Raw genomic sequence first — 19,068 nt, forward strand, 5'->3', positions numbered from 1 at the left:
TACATTCCGAACCCGGAAGCTAAGCCTCACAGCGCCGATGGTACTGCAGGGGGGACCCTGTGGGAGAGTAGGACGCCGCCGAACAATCATTCACAAAGAACCCCTGATCCCTCACGGATCAGGGGTTCTTTGCATTTCCGGTGACGTATTGTCAGAGCATGGACGATCAGACAGCGGTCATTGCGGACAGCGTGCTCCGGCCCGGGCAGCGCGACGGCGCCCTGCGCGTTCTGGCGGAGGCCCAGGCGGTGGACGGCCGGGCCGCCGTGTCCGAGCAGGGCCGGATCCGGCTGCGGTCCTCGGAGACGCCCCGGCCGGGTGTCACCCACGTCGTCGAGACCGAGCCCGCGGCGGACGGCACGACCGTCGTCGGCTACGGCCAGCTCGAAGTCCCCCAGGACGCCGCCGACCACCCGGCCGCCCACCCGTCCGCCGAGCTGGTGGTCGATCCTGCGGCCCGCGGTCGCGGCCTGGCCCGTCCCCTGGTGGACGCCGTGCTCGCCGAGGCGCACCGCGCCGGCCGGGACCACGTGGACTTCTGGGTGCACGGCGGCCATCCGGCGGCCCGCCACCTGGCCGAGGAGTACGGCGCCGAGCTGGTCCGTGAGCTGCGGCAGATGCGCCGGACGGGATCGCAGACCGAGGAGGTCGCCCTCCCGGACGGCGTCGAGCTGCGGACCTTCCGCCCGGGCGAGGACGACGCCGAATGGCTGCGGCTGAACGCCCTCGCCTTCGCCCACCACCCGGAGCAGGGCGCCTGGACCGACCAGGACCTCGCCGACCGGCTGGCCGAGCCGTGGTTCGACCCGGCCGGCTTCTTCCTCGCCACCCGCGGCGGCACGGTGGTGGGCTTCCACTGGACCAAGGTGCACCCGGCGACGTCCGCCGGGCCCGAGCTCGGCGAGGTGTACGTGGTCGGGGTGGACCCGGCGGAGCAGGGCAGCGGCCTGGGCCGGGCGCTCACCGCGGCGGGCCTGCGGCACCTGACCGGCGGCGGCCCGGGCGAGCGCGGGCTGGACACCGTTTTGCTGTACGTCGACGCCGACAATACGGCCGCCGTGCGGGTATATGAACGACTGGGATTCACCGTGCACGAGGTGGACCTGATGTACCGCGCCCAGTACCGCGGTGGCCGGGACGTCCGCTGAGGGACGCCCTGAGGCATAGCGGAGAGGCGGGGAAGGGGCAACAGGATGGACGGCTTGCCCCGGCCCCGACCGACTCAGCTTTCCTCCTGGCCATGCGGTGTTTACCGTGGATTCAATTGCTGCCGCGAAGATCACAGGATGAAGTCCGTAGTGTCTCGCTCGTGCAGCGTCGGCCGCCATCCACTGGCCGGTGCTGCACAGACCGCGCCGGGTGGATGGGCGCTGGCGCTGGGCGGGGCCGACGGCCCGCAGAACCTGTCGCGACCGGACGCCGTCCTGCTGGAGGAGCTGGAACCCATGAGCATCCCCCGCCCCGTCCCTGCCCCGCTGGCCCCGCCGGCCCGGATGTCCAGCGCGCTGGGGATACCGCCGGAGCTGCCGGCCGCGGACGAGCAGGAGTTCGACGAGCTGCCGCAGGGCCGCTTCCTGGACCGCGAGCGCAGCTGGCTGGCGTTCAACGAACGCGTCCTGGAGCTGGCCGAGGACCCGGCGATCCCGCTGCTGGAACGGGCCAAGTTCCTGGCGATCTTCGCGAGCAACCTGGACGAGTTCTTCATGGTCCGGGTGGCGGGCCTGAAGCGCCGGATCGCCACCGGAGTGGCCCAGCGCAGTGCGAGCGGCCTGCAGCCGCGTGAGGTGCTGGACCTGATCTGGACGCGTTCGCGGGAGCTCATGGCCCGGCACGCCGCCGCCTTCCAGCAGGAGGTCCTGCCGGACCTCGCCGCCGAGGGCATCGAGCTGGTCCGCTGGCCGGAGCTGGCCGAGAAGGAGCAGTCCCGGCTGCACACGCTCTTCCGGCAGAAGATCTTCCCCGTGCTCACGCCGCTGGCGGTGGACCCGGCGCACCCCTTCCCGTACATATCGGGACTCTCGCTCAACCTGGCCGTGGTGGTCCGCAACCCGGTCTCCGGCCACAAGCACTTCGCCCGGGTGAAGGTTCCGCAGTCCCTCGCCCGCTTCCTGGAGGCGTCGCCGCAGCGGTACGTGCCGCTGGAGGACGTGATGGGCGCGCACCTGGAGGAGCTCTTCCCGGGGATGGAGGTGCTGGCGCACCACGCCTTCCGGGTCACCCGGAACGAGGACCTCGAGGTGGAGGAGGACGACACCGAGAACATCCTCAAGGCCCTGGAGAAGGAGCTGATGCGGCGGCGCTTCGGCCCGCCGGTGCGGCTGGAGGTCGAGGAGTCGATCGACCCCTACATCCTGGACCTGCTGGTGCGGGAGCTGAACATCACCGAGGCGGAGGTCTTCCCGCTGCCCGGCCCGCTCGACCTGACCGGTCTGTTCGGCATCGCCGCGCTGGACCGCCCCGAGCTGAAGTACCCGAAGTTCGTGGCGGGGACCGCGCGCGGGCTCACCGACGTGGAGTCGGCCTCGCAGCCCGACATCTTCGCCGCGATGCGCGAGCGGGACGTGCTGCTGCACCACCCGTACGACAGCTTCTCGACCTCGGTGCAGGCCTTCCTGGAGCAGGCCGCGGCCGACCCGGACGTGCTGGCGATCAAGCAGACGCTGTACCGGACCTCCGGCGACTCGCCGATCGTCGACGCGCTGATCGACGCGGCGGAGTCCGGCAAGCAGGTGCTCGTCCTGGTCGAGATCAAGGCGCGCTTCGACGAGCAGGCCAACATCAAGTGGGCCCGCAAGCTGGAGGAGGCCGGCTGCCACGTCGTCTACGGCCTGGTAGGGCTGAAGACGCACTGCAAGCTGTCGCTGGTGGTCCGCCAGGAGGGCGACACCCTGCGCCGCTACTCGCACGTGGGCACCGGCAACTACCACCCGAAGACGGCCCGGCTGTACGAGGACATCGGGCTGCTGACTTCGGACCCGCAGGTCGGCGCGGACCTCTCGGACCTCTTCAACCGGCTCTCCGGCTACTCGCGCCGGGAGTCCTACCGCCGTCTGCTGACCGCGCCGCGCGGTCTGCGGGACGGGCTGATCTCGCGGATCCACAACGAGATCGCCCACCACCGGGCCGGCCGTCCGGCGTACGTGAAGCTCAAGGTCAACTCGATCGTCGACGAGGCCGTGATCGACGCGCTGTACCGGGCCTCCCAGGCCGGGGTCCCGGTGGACGTGTGGGTGCGCGGGATCTGCGCGATCAGGCCGGGCGTGCCGGGGCTGAGCGAGAACATCCGGGTCCGGAGCATCCTCGGGCGGTTCCTGGAGCACTCCCGGATCTTCGTGTTCGGCAACAACGGCGACCCGGAGGTGTGGATCGGCAGCGCCGACATGATGCACCGCAACCTGGACCGCCGGATCGAGGCGCTGATGCGGATCACCGACCCGGCGCACCGGGCCGAGCTGTCCGGGCTGATCGACCTCGGGGTGTCGGACGAGACCGAGTCCTGGCACCTGGGGGCGGACGGCGTGTGGGAGCGGCACGCCCAGGACACCGAGGGCAAGCCGCTGCGGCACGTCCAGGACCTGCTGATCGACTCGCGGCAGCGCCGTCGGGCGGCCGCCGCCCGCTGAGCGTGCGCCGCCGCCACGGCGCACGGTGTCGACCCACCGGCCCGGACCACCGACGTGAACCCGGGTACCGGCCCCCGCGGCCGGTGCCCGGCTCACCGAGGCGGTCCACGGCCGCGAGCCACTGATGCGAGCCGCTGAGCGGTCGGGGACCCGCCGCAGCGGTCGGCCACCAGCCCCGGGCGACCGGCCCGGGGGAACGGGGATCTACCTAGTCATGACCGATGCGCCGATGACGGCCCAGGCGGCCACCACCGCGACCGCCGGGGACATCCTCTCCAGCCACCTCACCGCCCAGGCCGGCGCGTTCCTGCGCGCGCTGCCGCTGGCGGTGGGCGAGGCCGGCGCCAGACCGGGGGCGGCCCCGTCCGCCGGCACGGCCGACCTGCTGCGGGCGGTGCGGCGGATCGGCGGGCTGCTGCACACCTTCGGCGCGACCTTCGAGCAGACCTGGGCGCAGGAGTCGCGCACCGAGCTGCGCTGGCTGCTCAACCTGCTGGCGCTGGAGCCGGGGTACGTGCGCAAGGCGGCGCGGCTGCTGGGTGCGCTGGACGCGCTGAGCGGCAGCGAGGCGGACGGTCCGGGGATGCTGGCCGGGCACGCCGGGGTGCCGAAGGCGCGGGCGCTGCTGGACCGCCAGCTGACGCTGGCCAGGACCCGGGCGCACACGACGGTGCTGCAGGAGCTGCGCTCGGCGCGGCTGCACGCGCTGGCGGACCGGATGACGCTGCTGGTCGCCGAGGCGCCGCTGCTGGACGCGGCGGAGGGGCGGGCCGGCGCGGTGCTGCTGCCGCAGGCCGCGGCGGCGTTCACCGCGCTGACCGCGAGCGCCCGGCAGCTGCCGCTGCACCGGGCCTCGACGCCGTACGGCGGGGACGGGCTGCGGCGGCTCGGTGCGGTGCCCCAGGCCCGGGGCGCGGTGGACGCGGACGCGGCGCTGGCGGCGGACGACGCGCCGTGGCTGCGGGTGCGGATCCTGGTGAAGCGGGCCCGGTACGCGCTGGAGGTGTGCGGCCGGCCGGCCCACGAGCTGGACGAACTGGACGGGGTGCTGGGCCGGCACCAGGAGGCGTCGGACGCGGCGGTCACCGCGGCGACGGCGGCACGGACGCCGAGGATCACACCCGCCACGGCGTACGTGCTCGGCGTGGTGCATGCTGATCAACGACTGGAGGTGGAGGCGGCGCGGTACGCCTTCGGACACCGGTGGCCCGAACTCCCGCCCGGGCTGGACGCGTGGCTGGAGATCCCCCCGGCGGAGGGCTGGGGGCCGACCCCCGCACCCCGGATGGCATGAGTTGCGCAACCGCCTGAGCACCGAACAGGCCGACGGTCCCCGTACGAGCGGCAGTGCCGGTGCCGGGCGGGCGCCGGTGATCCTGGCGGCGGGTGCGGTGCTCTGGCTGCCGGGGCGGCCGAAGAAGAGCGGACGGCTGGGCCGGCCGCGGATCGCGGTGATCCACCGCCCCAAGTACGACGACTGGAGCCTGCCGAAGGGCAAGCTCGACCCGGGCGAGGGCGTCGTCGAGGCGGCGCTGCGCGAGGTGCGGGAGGAGACCGGGTTCACCTGTGTGCTGGGGGCGGAGCTGCCGGCCCAGCACTACTTGGCGCAGGGGCGGCCGAAGGAGGTCCGGTACTGGGCGGCGGTGCCGGCCGCCGGGGCGTTCCGGCCGAGCCGGGAGGTGGACCGGCTGGAGTGGCTGCCGGCCGGCAAGGCGCGGGCCCGGCTCACCCATGACCGGGACCGGTTGCTGGTGGACGCGTTGCTGGAGATGCTGGGCGCGCGACCGGTCGCCGGTTCCGGCAGGTCAGGGGTGAAGGAACGGGGGAAGTGATCTCCCCGCGCCCTTGCCGTGACGCAACCGTTACTACGTGACGCAGTTTCCTGCCATCCGTTCGAGGTTCACTCCCCGTTCACTTCGGACCGGCTGACGCGTCACTTGCCCGGCCTAACTTCGGGACCACCGGAGGGCCGATCGGGCCCCGGACCACAGCAAGACCCGCGCTCCGCCGTGTTCGCACGGGCCCGCGCGCCGGGCATTGCCACAGAAAGGGACACCCTGTGAAGCTCCAGCGGAACGGCCGCTCCAAGGCCCTCGCCATCGGTGCCATGGCGCTCGTCAGCTCGCTGTCGCTCGCCGCGTGCGGTTCGGACGAGAACAACAACAACGCCGGCACCGGTGGCGGCAGCGGCTCCGCCTCGGCCGCCGCGATCAACTGTGGCAGCAAGCCCTCCGCCCTGGTCGCCGCGGGCTCCACCGCGCAGGGCAACGCGATCGACGTCTGGAAGACGAACTTCGGCGCGGCCTGCTCCGGTGCCACCATCAACTACGGCGGTGGCGGCTCGGGCGCCGGCGTCCAGCAGTTCACCCAGGGCAAGGTCCAGTTCGCGGGCTCCGACTCGGCCCTGAAGCCGGCCGAGGTCGACGCGACCAAGGCGGTCTGCACCGGCGGCCAGGGCATCAACCTGCCGCTCGTCGCGGGTCTGATCTCGATCGTCTACAACGTGGAGGGCGTCGACAACCTGGTCCTGGACGGCCCGACCACCGCCAAGATCTTCGACTCGCAGATCACCAAGTGGAACGACCCGGCGATCGCCGCGCTGAACCCGGGCGCGAAGCTGCCGGACGCCGACATCCAGGCCTTCCACCGCTCGGACGACTCCGGCACCACCGACAACCTGACCAAGTACTTCGCCAAGACCTCCGGCGGTGCCTGGTCCTACCCGGCCAGCAAGACCTGGGCCGGCAAGGGCGGCCAGTCGGCCAACGGCTCCGCGGGCGTCTCGGCCCAGGTGAAGCAGGTCAAGAACTCGATCAGCTACGCCGAGCTGTCGTTCGCCCAGACCAACAACCTGAAGAGCGCCGCCATCAACACCGGCGCCTCCAAGCCGGTCGAGGCCACCGCCGCCAACGCCGCCAACACCTTCGCCAAGGCGAAGATCGCCGGCACCGGCAGCGACCTGGCGCTGAGCCTCGACTACGCGACCAAGGACGAGGGCTCGTACCCGATCGTCCTGGTCACCTACGAGGTCGTCTGCGACAAGGGCAACAAGGCCGACACCCTCGACACCCTGAAGGCGTTCCTGGGCTACGGCATCAGCGAGGCCGGCCAGAAGGCCATCGGCGAGAAGGGCTACGTCCCGCTGCCGAAGGAGCTCACCGACAAGGTCAACGCCGTCATCCCGACGCTGGCCTGATCCCAGTAGGACCTCCGGTGGAGCGGCCCCGTGAACGAGGGGGGCCGGGGCCGCTCCGCCGGCAGCACTGACCGAGAAGCACGTCCGGGGCACCGCCGCCAGGGTGCCGCCCCCTCGGGGCAGCACCATCAGACCGGAGTAGACCAATGACTTCATCCTCCCCTGCCGGCCCGCGAGGCAGGGAACGCCGCAAGCGCGACAGCCGCGTCGGCGACAAGATCTTCATGAACCTGTCCCGCGGGTCGGGCATCCTGCTGCTGGTCGTCATGGCCGCCATCGCAGGCTTCCTGACCTGGCGCTCGGGCATCGCCCTGAGCAAGAACGAGGGCAACTTCCTCACCACGTTCGAGTGGACGCCCGACGCCCCGAAGCCGGTCTTCGGCATCGCCGTCCTCGCGTTCGGCACCATCGTCAGCGCGCTGATCGCGATGGCGATCGCCGTCCCGGTGGCCATCGGGATCGCGCTGTTCATCTCGCACTACGCGCCGCGGCGGATCGCCCAGCCGTTCGCCTACCTGGTGGACCTGCTCGCCGCGGTGCCCAGCATCATCTACGGCCTCTGGGGTGCGCTCTTCCTGGTGCCGCACCTGGACGGTCTGACCAGCTGGCTGGACCAGTACCTCGGCTGGACGTACGTCTTCGACCAGTCCCGGGCCGGCACCACCCCGCGCACCCTGTTCACCGTCGGCATCCTGCTGGCCATCATGATCCTGCCGATCATCACCGCGGTCAGCCGCGAGGTCTTCCGGCAGGTGCCGCGGATGCACGAGGAGGCGGCGCTCGCGCTCGGCGCGACCCGCTGGGAGATGATCCGCACCGCGGTGCTGCCGTTCGGCCGCCCCGGCATCATCTCGGCCTCGATGCTCGGCCTCGGCCGTGCGCTCGGCGAGACCATCGCGGTCGCCGTGGTGCTCTCCTCCAACAGCGTCCTCTCGCTGCACCTGCTCGACCCGGGCGGCGGCACCTTCGCGCAGAACATCGCGCTGAAGTTCAACGAGGCCCAGCCCTTCGGCCGGGACGCGCTGATGGCCTCCGGCCTCGTCCTGTTCGTGATCACCCTGCTGGTGAACGGTGCCGCGCGGCTGATCGTCGCCCGCCGCAAGGAGTACTCGGGGGCCAACGCATGAGCGCCGCGACCACTACCGTTCCGGCGGACGCGCGCCCCCTCGGCCGCCCGCTGACCGCCAACCGGCTGCCCAAGTGGGCCCCGGCCGCGGTCGCCGCCGGCTCGATCGCCCTCGGGTGCGGCATCGGCGCCCTCGGCGGCCTGGAGAGCCACATCCAGTGGGGCCTGATCTCCGCGATCCTCTTCGTGGTCATCAGCTACCTGCTCGCGGCCAAGGTCGAGGGCCGCCGGCAGGCCAAGGACCGCTTCGCCACCTCGATGGTCTGGGTCGCCTTCATCCTGGCGGTCATCCCGCTGCTCGCGCTGACGGTCTACACCGTCCAGCAGGGCGCCGAGGTGGTGGACGGGTACTTCCTGAGCCACTCCATGAAGGGCGTGCTCTCCGCGGGCCCCGGCGGTGGCATCTACCACGCGCTGATCGGCACCCTGGAGCAGGTCCTGCTGGCCTCGCTGATCGCCGCTCCGATCGGTCTGCTGACCGCCGTGTACCTGGTCGAGTACGGCCGCGGCAAGCTCGCCAAGGCCGTCACCTTCTTCGTCGACGTCATGACGGGTGTCCCGTCGATCGTCGCCGGTCTGTTCATCCTGTCCCTGTGGAACCTCGCCCTCGGCTTCAACTACTCCGGCTTCTCGGGCAGCCTCGCGCTGGCGATCCTGATGATGCCGGTGGTGGTCCGCTCCACCGAGGAGATGCTGAAGCTCGTCCCGAACGAGCTGCGCGAGGCGTCGTACGCGCTCGGCGTGCCGAAGTGGAAGACCATCCTGCGGATCGTCCTCCCCACCGCCATCGGCGGCATCACCACCGGTGTGATGCTCGCGGTCGCCCGCATCACGGGCGAGACCGCCCCGGTGATGATGCTGGTCTTCGGCGCCGACTACATCAACAACAACCCGTTCGACGGGCCGCAGCAGTCGCTGCCGATGTACATCTGGCAGCAGTACGCGGTGGTGAACAACGACTACGGCTACGCCCGTGCCTGGGGTGCGGCGCTGGTGCTGATCGCCTTCGTGATGGGGCTCAACCTCATCGCCCGGGGCATCGCGCGCTGGCGCTCGCCCAAGGGCGGACACTGAGCGACCGACTGACGAAGAAGACGAGAGAAGAACAATCATGGCCAAGCGCATCGACGTCAGCGGACTGTCCGCCTTCTACGGCACCACCAAGGCCATCGAGGACATCTCGATGAGCATCGAGCCCCGCTCGGTGACGGCCTTCATCGGCCCCTCCGGCTGCGGCAAGTCCACCTTCCTCCGCACCCTCAACCGGATGCACGAGGTGATCCCCGGCGCCCGCGTCGAGGGCAAGGTCCTCCTGGACGACGAGAACCTGTACGCCTCGAACGTCGACCCGGTCGCGGTCCGCCGCTCGGTCGGCATGGTCTTCCAGCGCCCGAACCCGTTCCCGACCATGTCGATCTACGACAACGTGGTCGCCGGGCTGAAGCTCGCGGGCGTGCGCAAGAAGTCCGTCCTGGACGGCGTGGTGGAGAAGTCCCTCAAGGGCGCCAACCTCTGGAACGAGGTCAAGGACCGGCTGAGCAAGCCGGGTGCCGGCCTCTCCGGCGGCCAGCAGCAGCGCCTCTGCATCGCCCGCGCCATCGCGGTCGAGCCGCAGGTCCTGCTGATGGACGAGCCCTGCTCCGCGCTCGACCCGATCTCCACCCTCGCCATCGAGGACCTGATCGGCGAGCTGAAGGAGCAGTTCACGATCGTCATCGTGACGCACAACATGCAGCAGGCGGCGCGCGTCAGCGACCGCACCGCCTTCTTCAACCTGGCCGGGGTCGGCCAGCCGGGCAAGCTGATCGAGCTGGACGACACCCAGCGGATCTTCTCCAACCCGTCCGTGCAGGCGACCGAGGACTACATCTCCGGCCGCTTCGGCTAAGGAGTGCCCCCGTCACGAGCCGCAGGGCGAGTGACGGGTCGCGAGCCACTTCGCGGTGCTGCATGGCGGTGCCGCCGCGAAGTATGGAAAAGGGCCCGCCCCCGAGATGTGGGGGCGGGCCCTGTCCTGTCGTCCGGCCGGGGCTCAGCCCCAGAACAGGTGGACGAACCAGTAGATCAGCGCTGCGACGATGGCGGCCGCCGGCATCGTGATGAACCAGCCGAGCACGATGTTCTTCGCGACGCCCCAGCGGACCGCGCGGATCCGCTTGGTGGCCCCCACGCCCATGATCGCCGAGGTGATCACGTGGGTGGTGGAGATCGGCGCCTTGTAGACGAACGACGTGATGTACATGACCGTCGAGGCGGTGGCCTCGGCCGCGAAGCCCTGCGGCGGGTCCAGCTCGATGATCTTGCGGCCGAGCGTCCGCATGATCCGCCAGCCGCCCGCGTAGGTGCCCAGCGAGAGCATGGTGGCGCAGGAGATCTTCACCCAGACCGGGATGTCGTAGGTGGCCTGCTCGCCGGAGATGACCAGTGCCATCACCACGATGCCCATGGTCTTCTGGGCGTCCTGCAGACCGTGCGCCAGCGCCATCGCGGCGGCCGAGGCGGTCTGGGCGACCCGGAAGTTGCGCTTGGCCCGGTGCGGGTTGGTCCGGCGGAAGATCCACAGGATCGCCAGCATCACCAGGAAGCCGCCGACCAGGCCGACCACCGGCGAGACGATCATCGGGATGATGATCTTGTCGATGACGCCGTCCCAGAGCACCTCGGTGCCGCCGGCCAGCGCCGCGCCCACCAGGCCGCCGAACAGTGCGTGGGAGGAGGAGGACGGCAGGCCGAAGTACCAGGTGACCAGGTTCCAGGCGATCGCGCCGACCAGCGCGGCGAACAGGATCGCCATGCCCTGGTCGCCGCTCGGGGTCTCGATGATCCCCTGGGAGACGGTGTGCGCGACGCCGCTGCCGAGGAAGGCGCCGGCCAGGTTCATCACCGCGGCCATCGCCAGCGCGGCCCGCGGGGTCAGCGCCCGGGTGGAGACCGACGTGGCGATCGCGTTCGCCGAGTCGTGGAAGCCGTTGGTGTACGTGAAGAAGAACGCAACGCCGATGACGACGATGAGTGCAGCCGTGTCCACGAGGGTCAGGACTCCTTGACGGCGATGGTCTCCACCGTGTTGGCGACGTGCTCGAAAGCGTCCGCCGCCTCCTCAAGGACGTCCACGACCTGCTTGAGCTTGAGCACCTCGATGGCGTCGTACTGGCCGGAGAACAGGTGGGCGAGCAGCTTGCGGTGGATCTGGTCGGCCTGGTTCTCCAGCCGGTTGACCTCGATCCAGTACTCGGTGAGGTTCGACATGCTGCGCAGGTTCGGCATCGCCTCGGCGGTGAGCTCGGCGGCGCGCGCCAGCACCTCGATCTGCTGCTCGATCCCCTTGGGCAGGGTCTGGATGTCGTAGAGGACGACCAGGTCGACGGCCTCCTCCATGAAGTCCATGATGTCGTCCAGCGACGAGGCGAGGCTGTAGATGTCCTCGCGGTCGAAGGGCGTGATGAAGGACGAGTTCAGCTGGTGGAAGACGGCATGGGTGGTGTCGTCCCCGGCGTGCTCGGCGGCGCGCATGCGCTCGACGATCTCCGCGCGGGCCGACACGTCTGATCCCAGCAGTTCCAGCAGGAGCTTCGATCCGACGACGAGGTTCTCCGCGGCGGCGGCGAACATGTCGTAGAAGCTCGTCTCCTTCGGGGTCAGGCTAAAACGCACGGAAATCTCCGATGTGCGGGGTACGGACTGAACGATGCTAGGTGCAACCGAACGCGATCGTGCAAACGGGGTGGTGGGGTGGGAACCAGAACTTCCGCTTCCGTCGGGTCGCCGCAGCAGTGCCCCGGTCCGCACCCCCGCGTGCGGACGTGAGCCCCCAGTCTGACGGAACCTCGCCTGGATCGCGCCTGCCGTGCGCACGGAGGATCCGGGTGTCTGCCCGGACGGGGGAACTCCTTCCGGGAGCCGCCGGGGAGCCGCCCGGGAGCCGCCGGGGAGGCCGTGCCGGGCCCGGGAAGTGCGCCGCAGGAACACCACGACGGGCCCCGGTGTTGGACACTGGAGGCCGACGCAGCCACGAGGCACTCAGACGAAGGCGGGCCGATGACCACGACGGAAGCGCGCACCGAGCCGGACCACGCGCCCGGGACCGAGCCGAACGGCGGGCAGGCCGCGCCGGCCGCCGCCGGCCACCACGACCACGCCGCGCACGGACCGCACGGGTACAGCGCCCAGAAGGACGCCCACCTGAAGCGGCTGCGCCGGATCGAGGGCCAGATCCGCGGCCTCCAGCGGATGGTCGACGAGGACGTCTACTGCATCGACGTGCTCACCCAGGTCTCGGCCAGCACCAAGGCCCTGCAGTCCTTCGCCCTCTCGCTCCTGGAGGAGCACCTGCGGCACTGCGTCGCGGCGGCCGCCGAGGAGGGCGGTACCGAGCTGGACGCCAAGGTCGCGGAAGCCACCGCCGCGATCGGCCGGCTGCTGCGCAGCTGACGGTCCCGCCGCTCGCCGGACGCGCTTCAGCTTCCTTCCGACGGCCCGTCGGCGGACGCACCGCCGTCGGGCCGGTCCAGCAGCACCTCGTCGATCCGCTCGGTCGGCAGCCGGTCGCCGGTGCTGGCCGTGGCGGCGATCATCAGCTCACCGGCCAGGTCGATCTCGTCGAGGGCCGCGTCGTCGTGGCCGCCGCTGCGGCCGCCCGTGGACGACACCACCTGCACCACCCCTTCAGCGCCCCGCCAGCCCGGGCGGCAGCCACCCGACGTCCAGCCTAGGCACTCCGGAGCCCGCCCACATGGCACGGACGGGCCATCTCGGCGCCGCCGAAACGGGTGGGCCCGGTCACTCCGGGTGGTCCACCGGAACCGGCGGCGCCCCTGCGCGCTTGCTCCGGACCTACTTCGGGCTCTCCGTGGGCTTCATCGCGTAGATGTCGGAGGCCGCCGGTTCGGCCGCCTCCACCGGCTTGCCGAAGTCGGCCAGGGCGGTGGTCGAGGTCACTTTCACCTGGTCCTTCGCCTCCTTGGACCCGGCCACCCCGGCGAAGGTGAACACCTCGACCACCTTGTGCAGCCGGCCCTGCTCGTCCAGCCAGACGTCGTACGGGACGTCCTTGACCGTGAAGGTCTGCGCGGCCATCCGCAGGCCGTCTCCGCCGCGGCCGCCGGTGGCCTCGGCCGCCTTGGCCAGGTCCAGGGTGCCGCGGTAGTGCTTCAGCGCCACCCCGCCGGCCGTCTCGGCACCGACCAGCTCCGCCTTCTGCGCCCCCCGTAGTGCGCCGGTGGCGGCGGCAGGGTCGGTGGCGCCGCTGCTGACCAGGTTGCCGTCCGGGAGCTGGCGCACGTCCAGCTTGACCCACTTGCCCTCGGGTACCTTGGCGCCGCTGTTCTGCAGGTAGACGGTGCCGGGCAGGACCACCTCGACGATCTTCCCGGTGGTCGCCGCGCCCGGCGGCACCGTCACCTCCAGCCGCCCGATCCGCTTCACGTAGTCGTAGCCGCCGGTGCCGGTGAAGACCGCCTTCTTGTCGGCGGACTCGGTGACCAGCTCGGTGGTGGTGTGCGCGGAGCCCGTCCGGCCGGTGATGTCCGCGGAGTTGCGCACGGCCGTCACGGGGTCGGCGGAGAGCTGGTCGGGGGTGCTCGCGCCGCGGTCGGCCGCGTCGCCGTCCGGGCCCGCGGCGCCGCCGGAGCAGCCCGTCAGCCCGGCCAGGGCGGCGGCGAGGGCGACGGCCCCGGCCGCCGAACGCAGCTGTGGCAGCCCGCGGCCGGACCGCCGGCCGCTGCGCTGCTCGTCGGTCATCTTCATCCTGGCGACAACCCCCTCGGGCCCGACTGCCCCGCCGGCCACCACCACCGGGTGGGCAGAGCTCTTGCCGGGCAAACGAGTTGAGGTCCCGGGGGTTACGCGGCACCCGGCGTGCGGCGGCCGTCGCGCGCCGGGTGCCCGGCGCGTTACGGTGAAGCACGTGCACAGTGAGCTGCCGGCTGCCTCCGGCACCACCCCGATGCCCGAGCACCGCGTCGCGATCACCGAGCGCGGTTCCTTCTGCTTCGCCACCTGCAGCTGCGGCTGGTTCTCACCGGCCCGCCGCTCCCGCGACCTCACCAGACGTGAGGCCGCCGGTCACCTCGCCGCGAACGGCGGCGGCGCGTAGCCGCGGGCTCCGATTCGCGGGCCGGATTCGCAAGCCCGGTTCGGTGCGGGGGTGTCAGGCCGCGAGGTCGGACTCCGGCGGTTGCTCGTCCGCCCGGACGGCGCCGCGGCCGCCCCCGCGTCGCCGGCCCCCGCCCGGGCGCGGGCCGCCGCTCTGCGGCGCCCGGATCAGCGGGGCGACGGCGGTCCGGCCGAGCGCGTGGCAGAGCGGGACGAGGACGGCCATCGCGATCGGCGCCAGCAGCAGGACCACCGCGGTGGCGAGCGCGAAGCCGCCGATCACGTCGGTGGGGTAGTGGACGCCCATGTACATCCGGCAGAAGCCCTGCAGCAGCGCGAGCCCGCCGGCGATCCAGCCCAGCCGCCGGTTCACCAGGAACAGCGCCACGGCGATCCCCATCGACATGGTCGAGTGGTCGCTGACGAAGGAGTGCGTGCCGGCCTTGCCGTCCACCAGCACGTCCAGTCCGGGGTGGTCGACGAACGGGCGCGGCCGGTCCACGATGGCCGCGATCGGCAGGTTGGCCAGCTCGGCGATGGCGACCGAGAGTGGCGCCCAGAGCAGGCCGGCCACGGCCACCGGGGCGTCCGGGCGGCGTCTGGCCTGCAACCAGCCGACCAGGCCCAGCACCGCCAGGCCGATCAGGATGCCGTACTCGCCGATCCAGGAGACCGCGTGGTCCAGCCAGTCCGGGGAACGCTTGGCCAGGCCGTTGACGGCGTAGAGCAGGCCGAGGTCGGGGTTGGTCGTGTCGGCAAGCGGCGTCGACACGCCGCACCTCCTTCTGGTCCGCAGTACCTGTTCGTTCCGGCCGGGGGCCCGCCCAGCCCCTCCCGGCTCGGACCGGCGCGGAGGGGTGACGCGCAACCATCGGACACAACGTCATAACCGGGGCACAGCGTTCCACGGAAACGCGCGGTTATGGAAACTTGACTCAGCGTCCACAGTGCACGCACACCCGCAGGCCCGGGGCGGGTCAGTTCTTTGCAGGCGTTTGACCTGGACCTGTCGGGCCGGGGCCGGCCGCGACCGCGGCCCTGGCCGTCGGGGCCGCCGGCGCCGCGGAGGCGGGTTGGTTGGCGGCGGGTTGACCGGCAGCGGGTTGGCCGGCGGGGGCGGGAGTTTCGGGAGTGGGGGTGCCCGGGCGGCTCGGGGCGGTGATGCTGCCGTCCGCGTTGCGTCCCGGCAGGGCCTGGGCGCCGTCGGAGGTGACCCGGGTGGCGCCGATGTACTCCCTGGTGTCGATCTTGTCGTAGCGGATCACCGCGCCCGTGTGCGGCGCGTTGATCATGTAGCCGCCGCCGACGTAGATGCCGACGTGGTGGATGCTGCGCGGATCCGTCAGGTCCGTCGCCCAGAACACCAGGTCCCCCGGGCGCAGTTGGTCGCGCGAGGGGTGCGGCCCGGCGTACCACTGGTCGTTGGCGACCCGGGGGAGGGTGATGCCCACGCTGGCGTACGCGGCCTGGGTGAGCCCGGAGCAGTCGAACCGCCCGTTCTGCGAGGGCAGGCCCTCGCCGCCCCACAGGTACGGGGTGCCGAGCTTGGTCTGCGCGAAGTAGATCGCGCCGGACGACTGCGGGGAGACCTCCACCGGCGCGGTCGGCGCGGTGAAACTGCGGGCCATCGCCTGGATGTTCCGCACGTACCCCTGCGTCTCCTTGTACGGCGGCACCCCGTTGTACTTGGTCACCGCGTACGGACCGGCGTTGTAGGCGGCCAGCAGGTTGGCCTGGCGGTCGCCCGGAACGCCGGCGACGTCCTTGGCGAGCGCGCAGTCGAAGGTCGCCGCCGAGGCGATCGCGTCCATCGGGTCCCAGACGTCCTTCCTGCCGTCATTGTTGCCGTCGGTGCCGTATGTCGCCCAGGTGCCCGGCATGAACTGCGCCATTCCCTGCGCGCCCACCCCGGACCGGGCGCGTGGGTCGAAACCGCTTTCCTGGTACAGCTGCGCCGCGAGCATCGGCGGCGAGATCTCCGGACAGAGCGCGCCCCACTGCTGGATCGGCGCCTGGTAGGCCGCCGGAACGGTGCCCGGCGAGAGCGCGGCGTGATTCGCCGACTGCTGCGGCACCCCACTCGCCGCATACGTCCCGACCGTGACCAGTCCGATGAAGCCGACCGCGACAACTCCCGCAGCGGCGGCGGCCGTACCGGCCTTCCGGAGTACCATCAGCACCATCCCGACGAATCGTCAGCAGAAGTGTCCCGGAAGGCGTTGCTCACCGCAATCATCAGAGATACGAACAGTGAGCGCTATCCTTCGTACGGTGGACATCCTCGCGTACGTGTCCCATGCCTCACGACCAATCCGCGAGAAGCAGCCAAGTCGACATCAGATCTGGCCAAGAATAGGTTCCGACCCTTCGCGCGGACGGGGTCTGGGCCCTTGAATTTGCCTGATCGGGCGGTGAGATGGAAATGAACCTGAGCAGCGTGGACAGCATCGCGATCGGCCACCTGGCCGAGGACCCTCCAAAGAAGCCGAATATCGACACCATCATCGGCGGGATCGCCCCGGACTGGGGCCCGTTCGCGAGCCTCGGGTCGGAGGCCCGGGTGATGGTCGAGGTCGTCATGGCCGTGGCGATCCTGGCCTGCCTCGGCATCGCCGTCTGGGGCGCGGCCAAGCAGCGCATCGGCGCGACCGCCATGCGCGACAGCTTCGGCGCCGAACAGGGCAAGGGGCTGATCATCGCCGGGCTGACCGGCGTGTTCATCATCGGTTCACTCGGCACTCTGTTCACCATTGTGTACGGCATGGCCATCTGACGATCGGACAACCCGGACGCGTACCGACGGGCCACCCACCCGTCCGGCCGTCCGGCCGTCCTGATCCGCCGGAGTCCCCGCCGGGAACCCATCCACCACCCCGCCCTCCGCCCCCGTCCACGGGCGGAGGGGACCCGGAGCCGCCCCGGCTCCCCGCACCAGGAGGGCCGCCGTGCCGTTGTCCGACGACCAGCCGCACACCCGTACGCGGCTGCCGGTCGGCGAACAGCCCTCCTCCCAGTCGAGCGGCCGTCAGTCCAGGCCGTTGCGAACCCTGCTGACCGTCCTGGCGGTCGTCACCCTGCTGGTGGTCGCGATCTCCATCGCCAACCGCGGCAAGGCCGACCCCGGCACCGGCGGTCGCTCCGCCGACGCCGCCCCCACCGCCGCCTCCGGCGCGGGCCCCGCCCCCAGCGGCGACCAGCCCGTCGGCACCACCACCAACGGCATCGCGAGCGGCTTCCCGCACACCGACCAGGGCGCGCAGTCCGCCGCCGCCAACTACGCGGTGGCGATCGGCTCCGCCGACATGTTCCGTACCGACAGCCGCCACGCCATCGTCGCCACCATCACCGACCCGTCCGCCACCGCCACCCTCCAGTCCCGCCTCGACCAGGGGTTCGGGGGCGACACCGCCGCCCGCTACGGGGTCGACGCCCAGGGCCGCGCGCCGAAGGGCCTCACCTTCGTCAGCCGCACCGTCCCGGCCGGCACCAGGTCGGTCGACTACAGCGACGGCGACGCCAAGGTCGAGGTCTGGTGCACCGGCCTCACCGGCCTCGCCGGAGAGGGCTCCGTCCAGCCCGTCAAGGCGAACTGGTACACCCTCACCTTCGCCCTCCGGTGGACCGGTGGCGATTGGAAGCTCACCGACTTCGCAAGCCGGCAGGGCCCGGCCCCCATGCCGGGCGACCAACAGGCCGCCACCGCCGAGGAGATCACCGGCGCCGTCCAGCAGTTCGGGGGTTTCCGCTATGCCCGTTGATGCCTTCACCAGGAGCTTGTCCCGGGTCGGTGGGGTGTTTGGTGCTCTGGTCATGCTTCAGGCCGCCGCAGTGGCGGTTGCCTCTCAGGCGTTGGCCGATCCCAGCCCCAGTCCCACCGCGTCTCCCACCGGGAACGACTGTGATGTCCTGCCGCTGCCCGGTAGCGGCGTCTACTGTGCCACCAAGCCCGGTGGCGGCTCCCTTCCCGGCAGTTCGACCGTCGGGAGTGTCACCGATCCGCTCGGGTCGTTGGCGAAGGGGTGTTCGCAGGCGGCGGCGTGGGTGGTGCGGAGCCTGTCGGGGGCGATCGACGGGACGACGCAGGTGGACTTCACCAACGCGTCGTTCCTGCAGCAGTACGCGGTGGTGTTCGCCGCGTCGACGATCATCACCCTGGTGCTCTGGCTGCTGGCGGTGACGAAGCGGGCCGTGCGCGGGGCGCCGTTGACGACGGCGATCTCGGAGGCGATCGGCTTCCTCTGGCTGACCGTGGTGGCCTCGGCGTTCACGCCGCTGATCCTCTACACCGTGGTGAGCGCGACGGACGGGCTGACCAAGGCGATCGCGGTGGGGACGAAGTCGGACACCGGGACGTACCTGGGCGGGTTCGCGGACACGTTGGAGAAGGGCAGCATCGGCGGCGGCCCGCTGATCCTGATCATCGTGTCGCTGGTGGCCGTGCTGGCGGCGGCGGTGCTCTGGGTCGAGCTGCTGATCCGGGCGGCGATGCTGTACGTGGGCGCGCTGCTGGGGACGGCGGTGTACGCGGGCCTGGTGGACAAGCAGTTGTGGAAGCACGTGCGCCGCTGGGCGGGGGTGATGCTGGCGGTGGACCTGGCGAAGCCGATCATCGTGGTCATCCTCGGGCTGGCCGGCGCGGTGGCGACCGGTGCCGGGGCCGGCGACGACTTCGCCCGGGTGCTGTCGGGTCTGGCGATCCTGTTCCTGTCGATCTTCGCGAGCGCCGCCGTCTACCGTTTCGTGCCGGGCTTCGGCGACGAGATCATGAGCATGCGCAACGCCCGGGCCAACGCGGTGTCGGCCGGTTCGGCGATGATCAACGGAACGGCGAACCTGGTGAAGCAGGGCATCAGCACGCACGGCGACCGCGGCCCGCAGGGGGCCGGCGGGGGTGGCTCGGCCTCGGGCGGCGGTTCGGTCGCCCCGGGCATCGCCGCCCACGCCGCGCGGACCCCCGCACCGCCGGCACAGGCCGCACCGCCGGCCGCGGGGCCGATGCGCGACGTTCCGATCCGCGACAGCAATCCAGC

The 19,068-nt window shown here is 71.4% G+C and carries 19 protein-coding genes and 1 rRNA gene; 14 read left to right on the plus strand and 6 right to left on the minus strand.

All coding sequences use genetic code 11. From position 1 onward, the window contains the following. From rrf to pstB, 9 genes are all read left to right on the plus strand, one after another. Positions 1 to 84 (plus strand): 5S ribosomal RNA (gene rrf, locus ABZ885_RS20875); the annotation flags it as partial. 74 nt (positions 85 to 158) lie between these two features. Then, positions 159 to 1,148, plus strand: coding sequence for a mycothiol synthase (mshD, locus tag ABZ885_RS20880; RefSeq protein WP_360190507.1), 990 nt, complete (start codon positions 159 to 161; stop codon positions 1,146 to 1,148). A gap of 297 nt (positions 1,149 to 1,445) precedes the next feature. Beyond that, a complete protein-coding gene (locus ABZ885_RS20885) occupies positions 1,446 to 3,623 on the plus strand; it encodes an RNA degradosome polyphosphate kinase (protein WP_360190551.1) in 2,178 nt (725 codons plus the stop codon). 214 nt (positions 3,624 to 3,837) lie between these two features. Then, positions 3,838 to 4,917: a CHAD domain-containing protein gene (locus ABZ885_RS20890; RefSeq protein ID WP_360190510.1), complete on the plus strand. Its 1,080-nt coding sequence runs from the start codon at positions 3,838 to 3,840 to the stop codon at positions 4,915 to 4,917. 97 nt (positions 4,918 to 5,014) lie between these two features. Then, a complete protein-coding gene (locus ABZ885_RS20895; RefSeq protein WP_360190553.1) occupies positions 5,015 to 5,455 on the plus strand; it encodes an NUDIX hydrolase in 441 nt (146 codons plus the stop codon). 227 nt (positions 5,456 to 5,682) lie between these two features. Further along, a complete protein-coding gene (gene pstS / locus ABZ885_RS20900) occupies positions 5,683 to 6,819 on the plus strand; it encodes a phosphate ABC transporter substrate-binding protein PstS (protein ID WP_360190513.1) in 1,137 nt (378 codons plus the stop codon). A gap of 146 nt (positions 6,820 to 6,965) precedes the next feature. Then, complete coding sequence (pstC, locus tag ABZ885_RS20905; RefSeq protein ID WP_360190516.1) at positions 6,966 to 7,946, plus strand: phosphate ABC transporter permease subunit PstC; 981 nt, start codon at positions 6,966 to 6,968, stop codon at positions 7,944 to 7,946. Next, on the plus strand, positions 7,943 to 9,019 hold the full coding sequence (gene pstA, locus ABZ885_RS20910) for a phosphate ABC transporter permease PstA (protein WP_360190518.1): 1,077 nt from the start codon (positions 7,943 to 7,945) through the stop codon (positions 9,017 to 9,019). Before pstC ends, pstA begins: the two co-directional genes overlap by 4 nt. A gap of 37 nt (positions 9,020 to 9,056) precedes the next feature. Continuing rightward, the gene (pstB, locus tag ABZ885_RS20915; RefSeq protein WP_360190521.1) at positions 9,057 to 9,833 is read left to right on the plus strand and encodes a phosphate ABC transporter ATP-binding protein PstB; all 777 of its coding nucleotides are present in this window, start codon (positions 9,057 to 9,059) and stop codon (positions 9,831 to 9,833) included. A 144-nt stretch (positions 9,834 to 9,977) separates the two neighbouring features. Here pstB and ABZ885_RS20920 read toward each other — a convergent pair whose 3' ends face one another. Continuing rightward, a complete protein-coding gene (locus tag ABZ885_RS20920) occupies positions 9,978 to 10,973 on the minus strand; it encodes an inorganic phosphate transporter (RefSeq protein WP_360190524.1) in 996 nt (331 codons plus the stop codon). Positions 10,974 to 10,978: 5 nt separating this feature from the next. Continuing rightward, complete coding sequence (locus tag ABZ885_RS20925; RefSeq protein ID WP_030059626.1) at positions 10,979 to 11,599, minus strand: DUF47 family protein; 621 nt, start codon at positions 11,597 to 11,599, stop codon at positions 10,979 to 10,981. Positions 11,600 to 11,983: 384 nt separating this feature from the next. Between ABZ885_RS20925 and ABZ885_RS20930 the strand changes: the two genes are divergently transcribed. After that, positions 11,984 to 12,376: a metal-sensitive transcriptional regulator gene (locus ABZ885_RS20930; protein ID WP_360190527.1), complete on the plus strand. Its 393-nt coding sequence runs from the start codon at positions 11,984 to 11,986 to the stop codon at positions 12,374 to 12,376. Positions 12,377 to 12,402: 26 nt separating this feature from the next. Here the strand turns inward: ABZ885_RS20930 and ABZ885_RS20935 are convergent, their stop codons facing one another. Both ABZ885_RS20935 and ABZ885_RS20940 read right to left on the minus strand, forming a co-directional pair. Further along, on the minus strand, positions 12,403 to 12,597 hold the full coding sequence (locus ABZ885_RS20935) for a hypothetical protein (RefSeq protein ID WP_360190530.1): 195 nt from the start codon (positions 12,595 to 12,597) through the stop codon (positions 12,403 to 12,405). A gap of 181 nt (positions 12,598 to 12,778) precedes the next feature. Next, complete coding sequence (locus tag ABZ885_RS20940; RefSeq protein ID WP_360190533.1) at positions 12,779 to 13,684, minus strand: hypothetical protein; 906 nt, start codon at positions 13,682 to 13,684, stop codon at positions 12,779 to 12,781. A 166-nt stretch (positions 13,685 to 13,850) separates the two neighbouring features. Between ABZ885_RS20940 and ABZ885_RS20945 the strand changes: the two genes are divergently transcribed. Next, positions 13,851 to 14,039 (plus strand): hypothetical protein, encoded by a 189-nt coding sequence (locus ABZ885_RS20945; protein WP_360190536.1) that lies wholly within the window; start codon positions 13,851 to 13,853, stop codon positions 14,037 to 14,039. A gap of 54 nt (positions 14,040 to 14,093) precedes the next feature. Here the strand turns inward: ABZ885_RS20945 and ABZ885_RS20950 are convergent, their stop codons facing one another. Beyond that, positions 14,094 to 14,810, minus strand: a complete 717-nt coding sequence (locus ABZ885_RS20950; protein ID WP_360190539.1) for a phosphatase PAP2 family protein — start codon at positions 14,808 to 14,810, stop codon at positions 14,094 to 14,096. A 205-nt stretch (positions 14,811 to 15,015) separates the two neighbouring features. Continuing rightward, positions 15,016 to 16,212, minus strand: coding sequence for a bifunctional lytic transglycosylase/C40 family peptidase (locus ABZ885_RS20955; RefSeq protein WP_360190556.1), 1,197 nt, complete (start codon positions 16,210 to 16,212; stop codon positions 15,016 to 15,018). A 248-nt stretch (positions 16,213 to 16,460) separates the two neighbouring features. Here ABZ885_RS20955 and ABZ885_RS20960 point away from each other — a divergent pair, with 248 nt between their 5' ends. The 3 genes from ABZ885_RS20960 to ABZ885_RS20970 form a co-directional block, all read left to right on the plus strand. Beyond that, positions 16,461 to 16,811: a hypothetical protein gene (locus ABZ885_RS20960; RefSeq protein ID WP_360190542.1), complete on the plus strand. Its 351-nt coding sequence runs from the start codon at positions 16,461 to 16,463 to the stop codon at positions 16,809 to 16,811. 172 nt (positions 16,812 to 16,983) lie between these two features. Then, positions 16,984 to 17,796, plus strand: coding sequence for a hypothetical protein (locus ABZ885_RS20965; protein WP_360190545.1), 813 nt, complete (start codon positions 16,984 to 16,986; stop codon positions 17,794 to 17,796). Positions 17,797 to 17,848: 52 nt separating this feature from the next. Then, positions 17,849 to 19,068 (plus strand): hypothetical protein (locus tag ABZ885_RS20970; RefSeq protein ID WP_360190548.1); only part of this gene is annotated, 1,220 nt, incomplete at its 3' end.

Source organism: Kitasatospora sp. NPDC047058 (genome assembly GCF_040643935.1).
Classification (GTDB): Bacteria; Actinomycetota; Actinomycetes; order Streptomycetales; family Streptomycetaceae; genus Kitasatospora.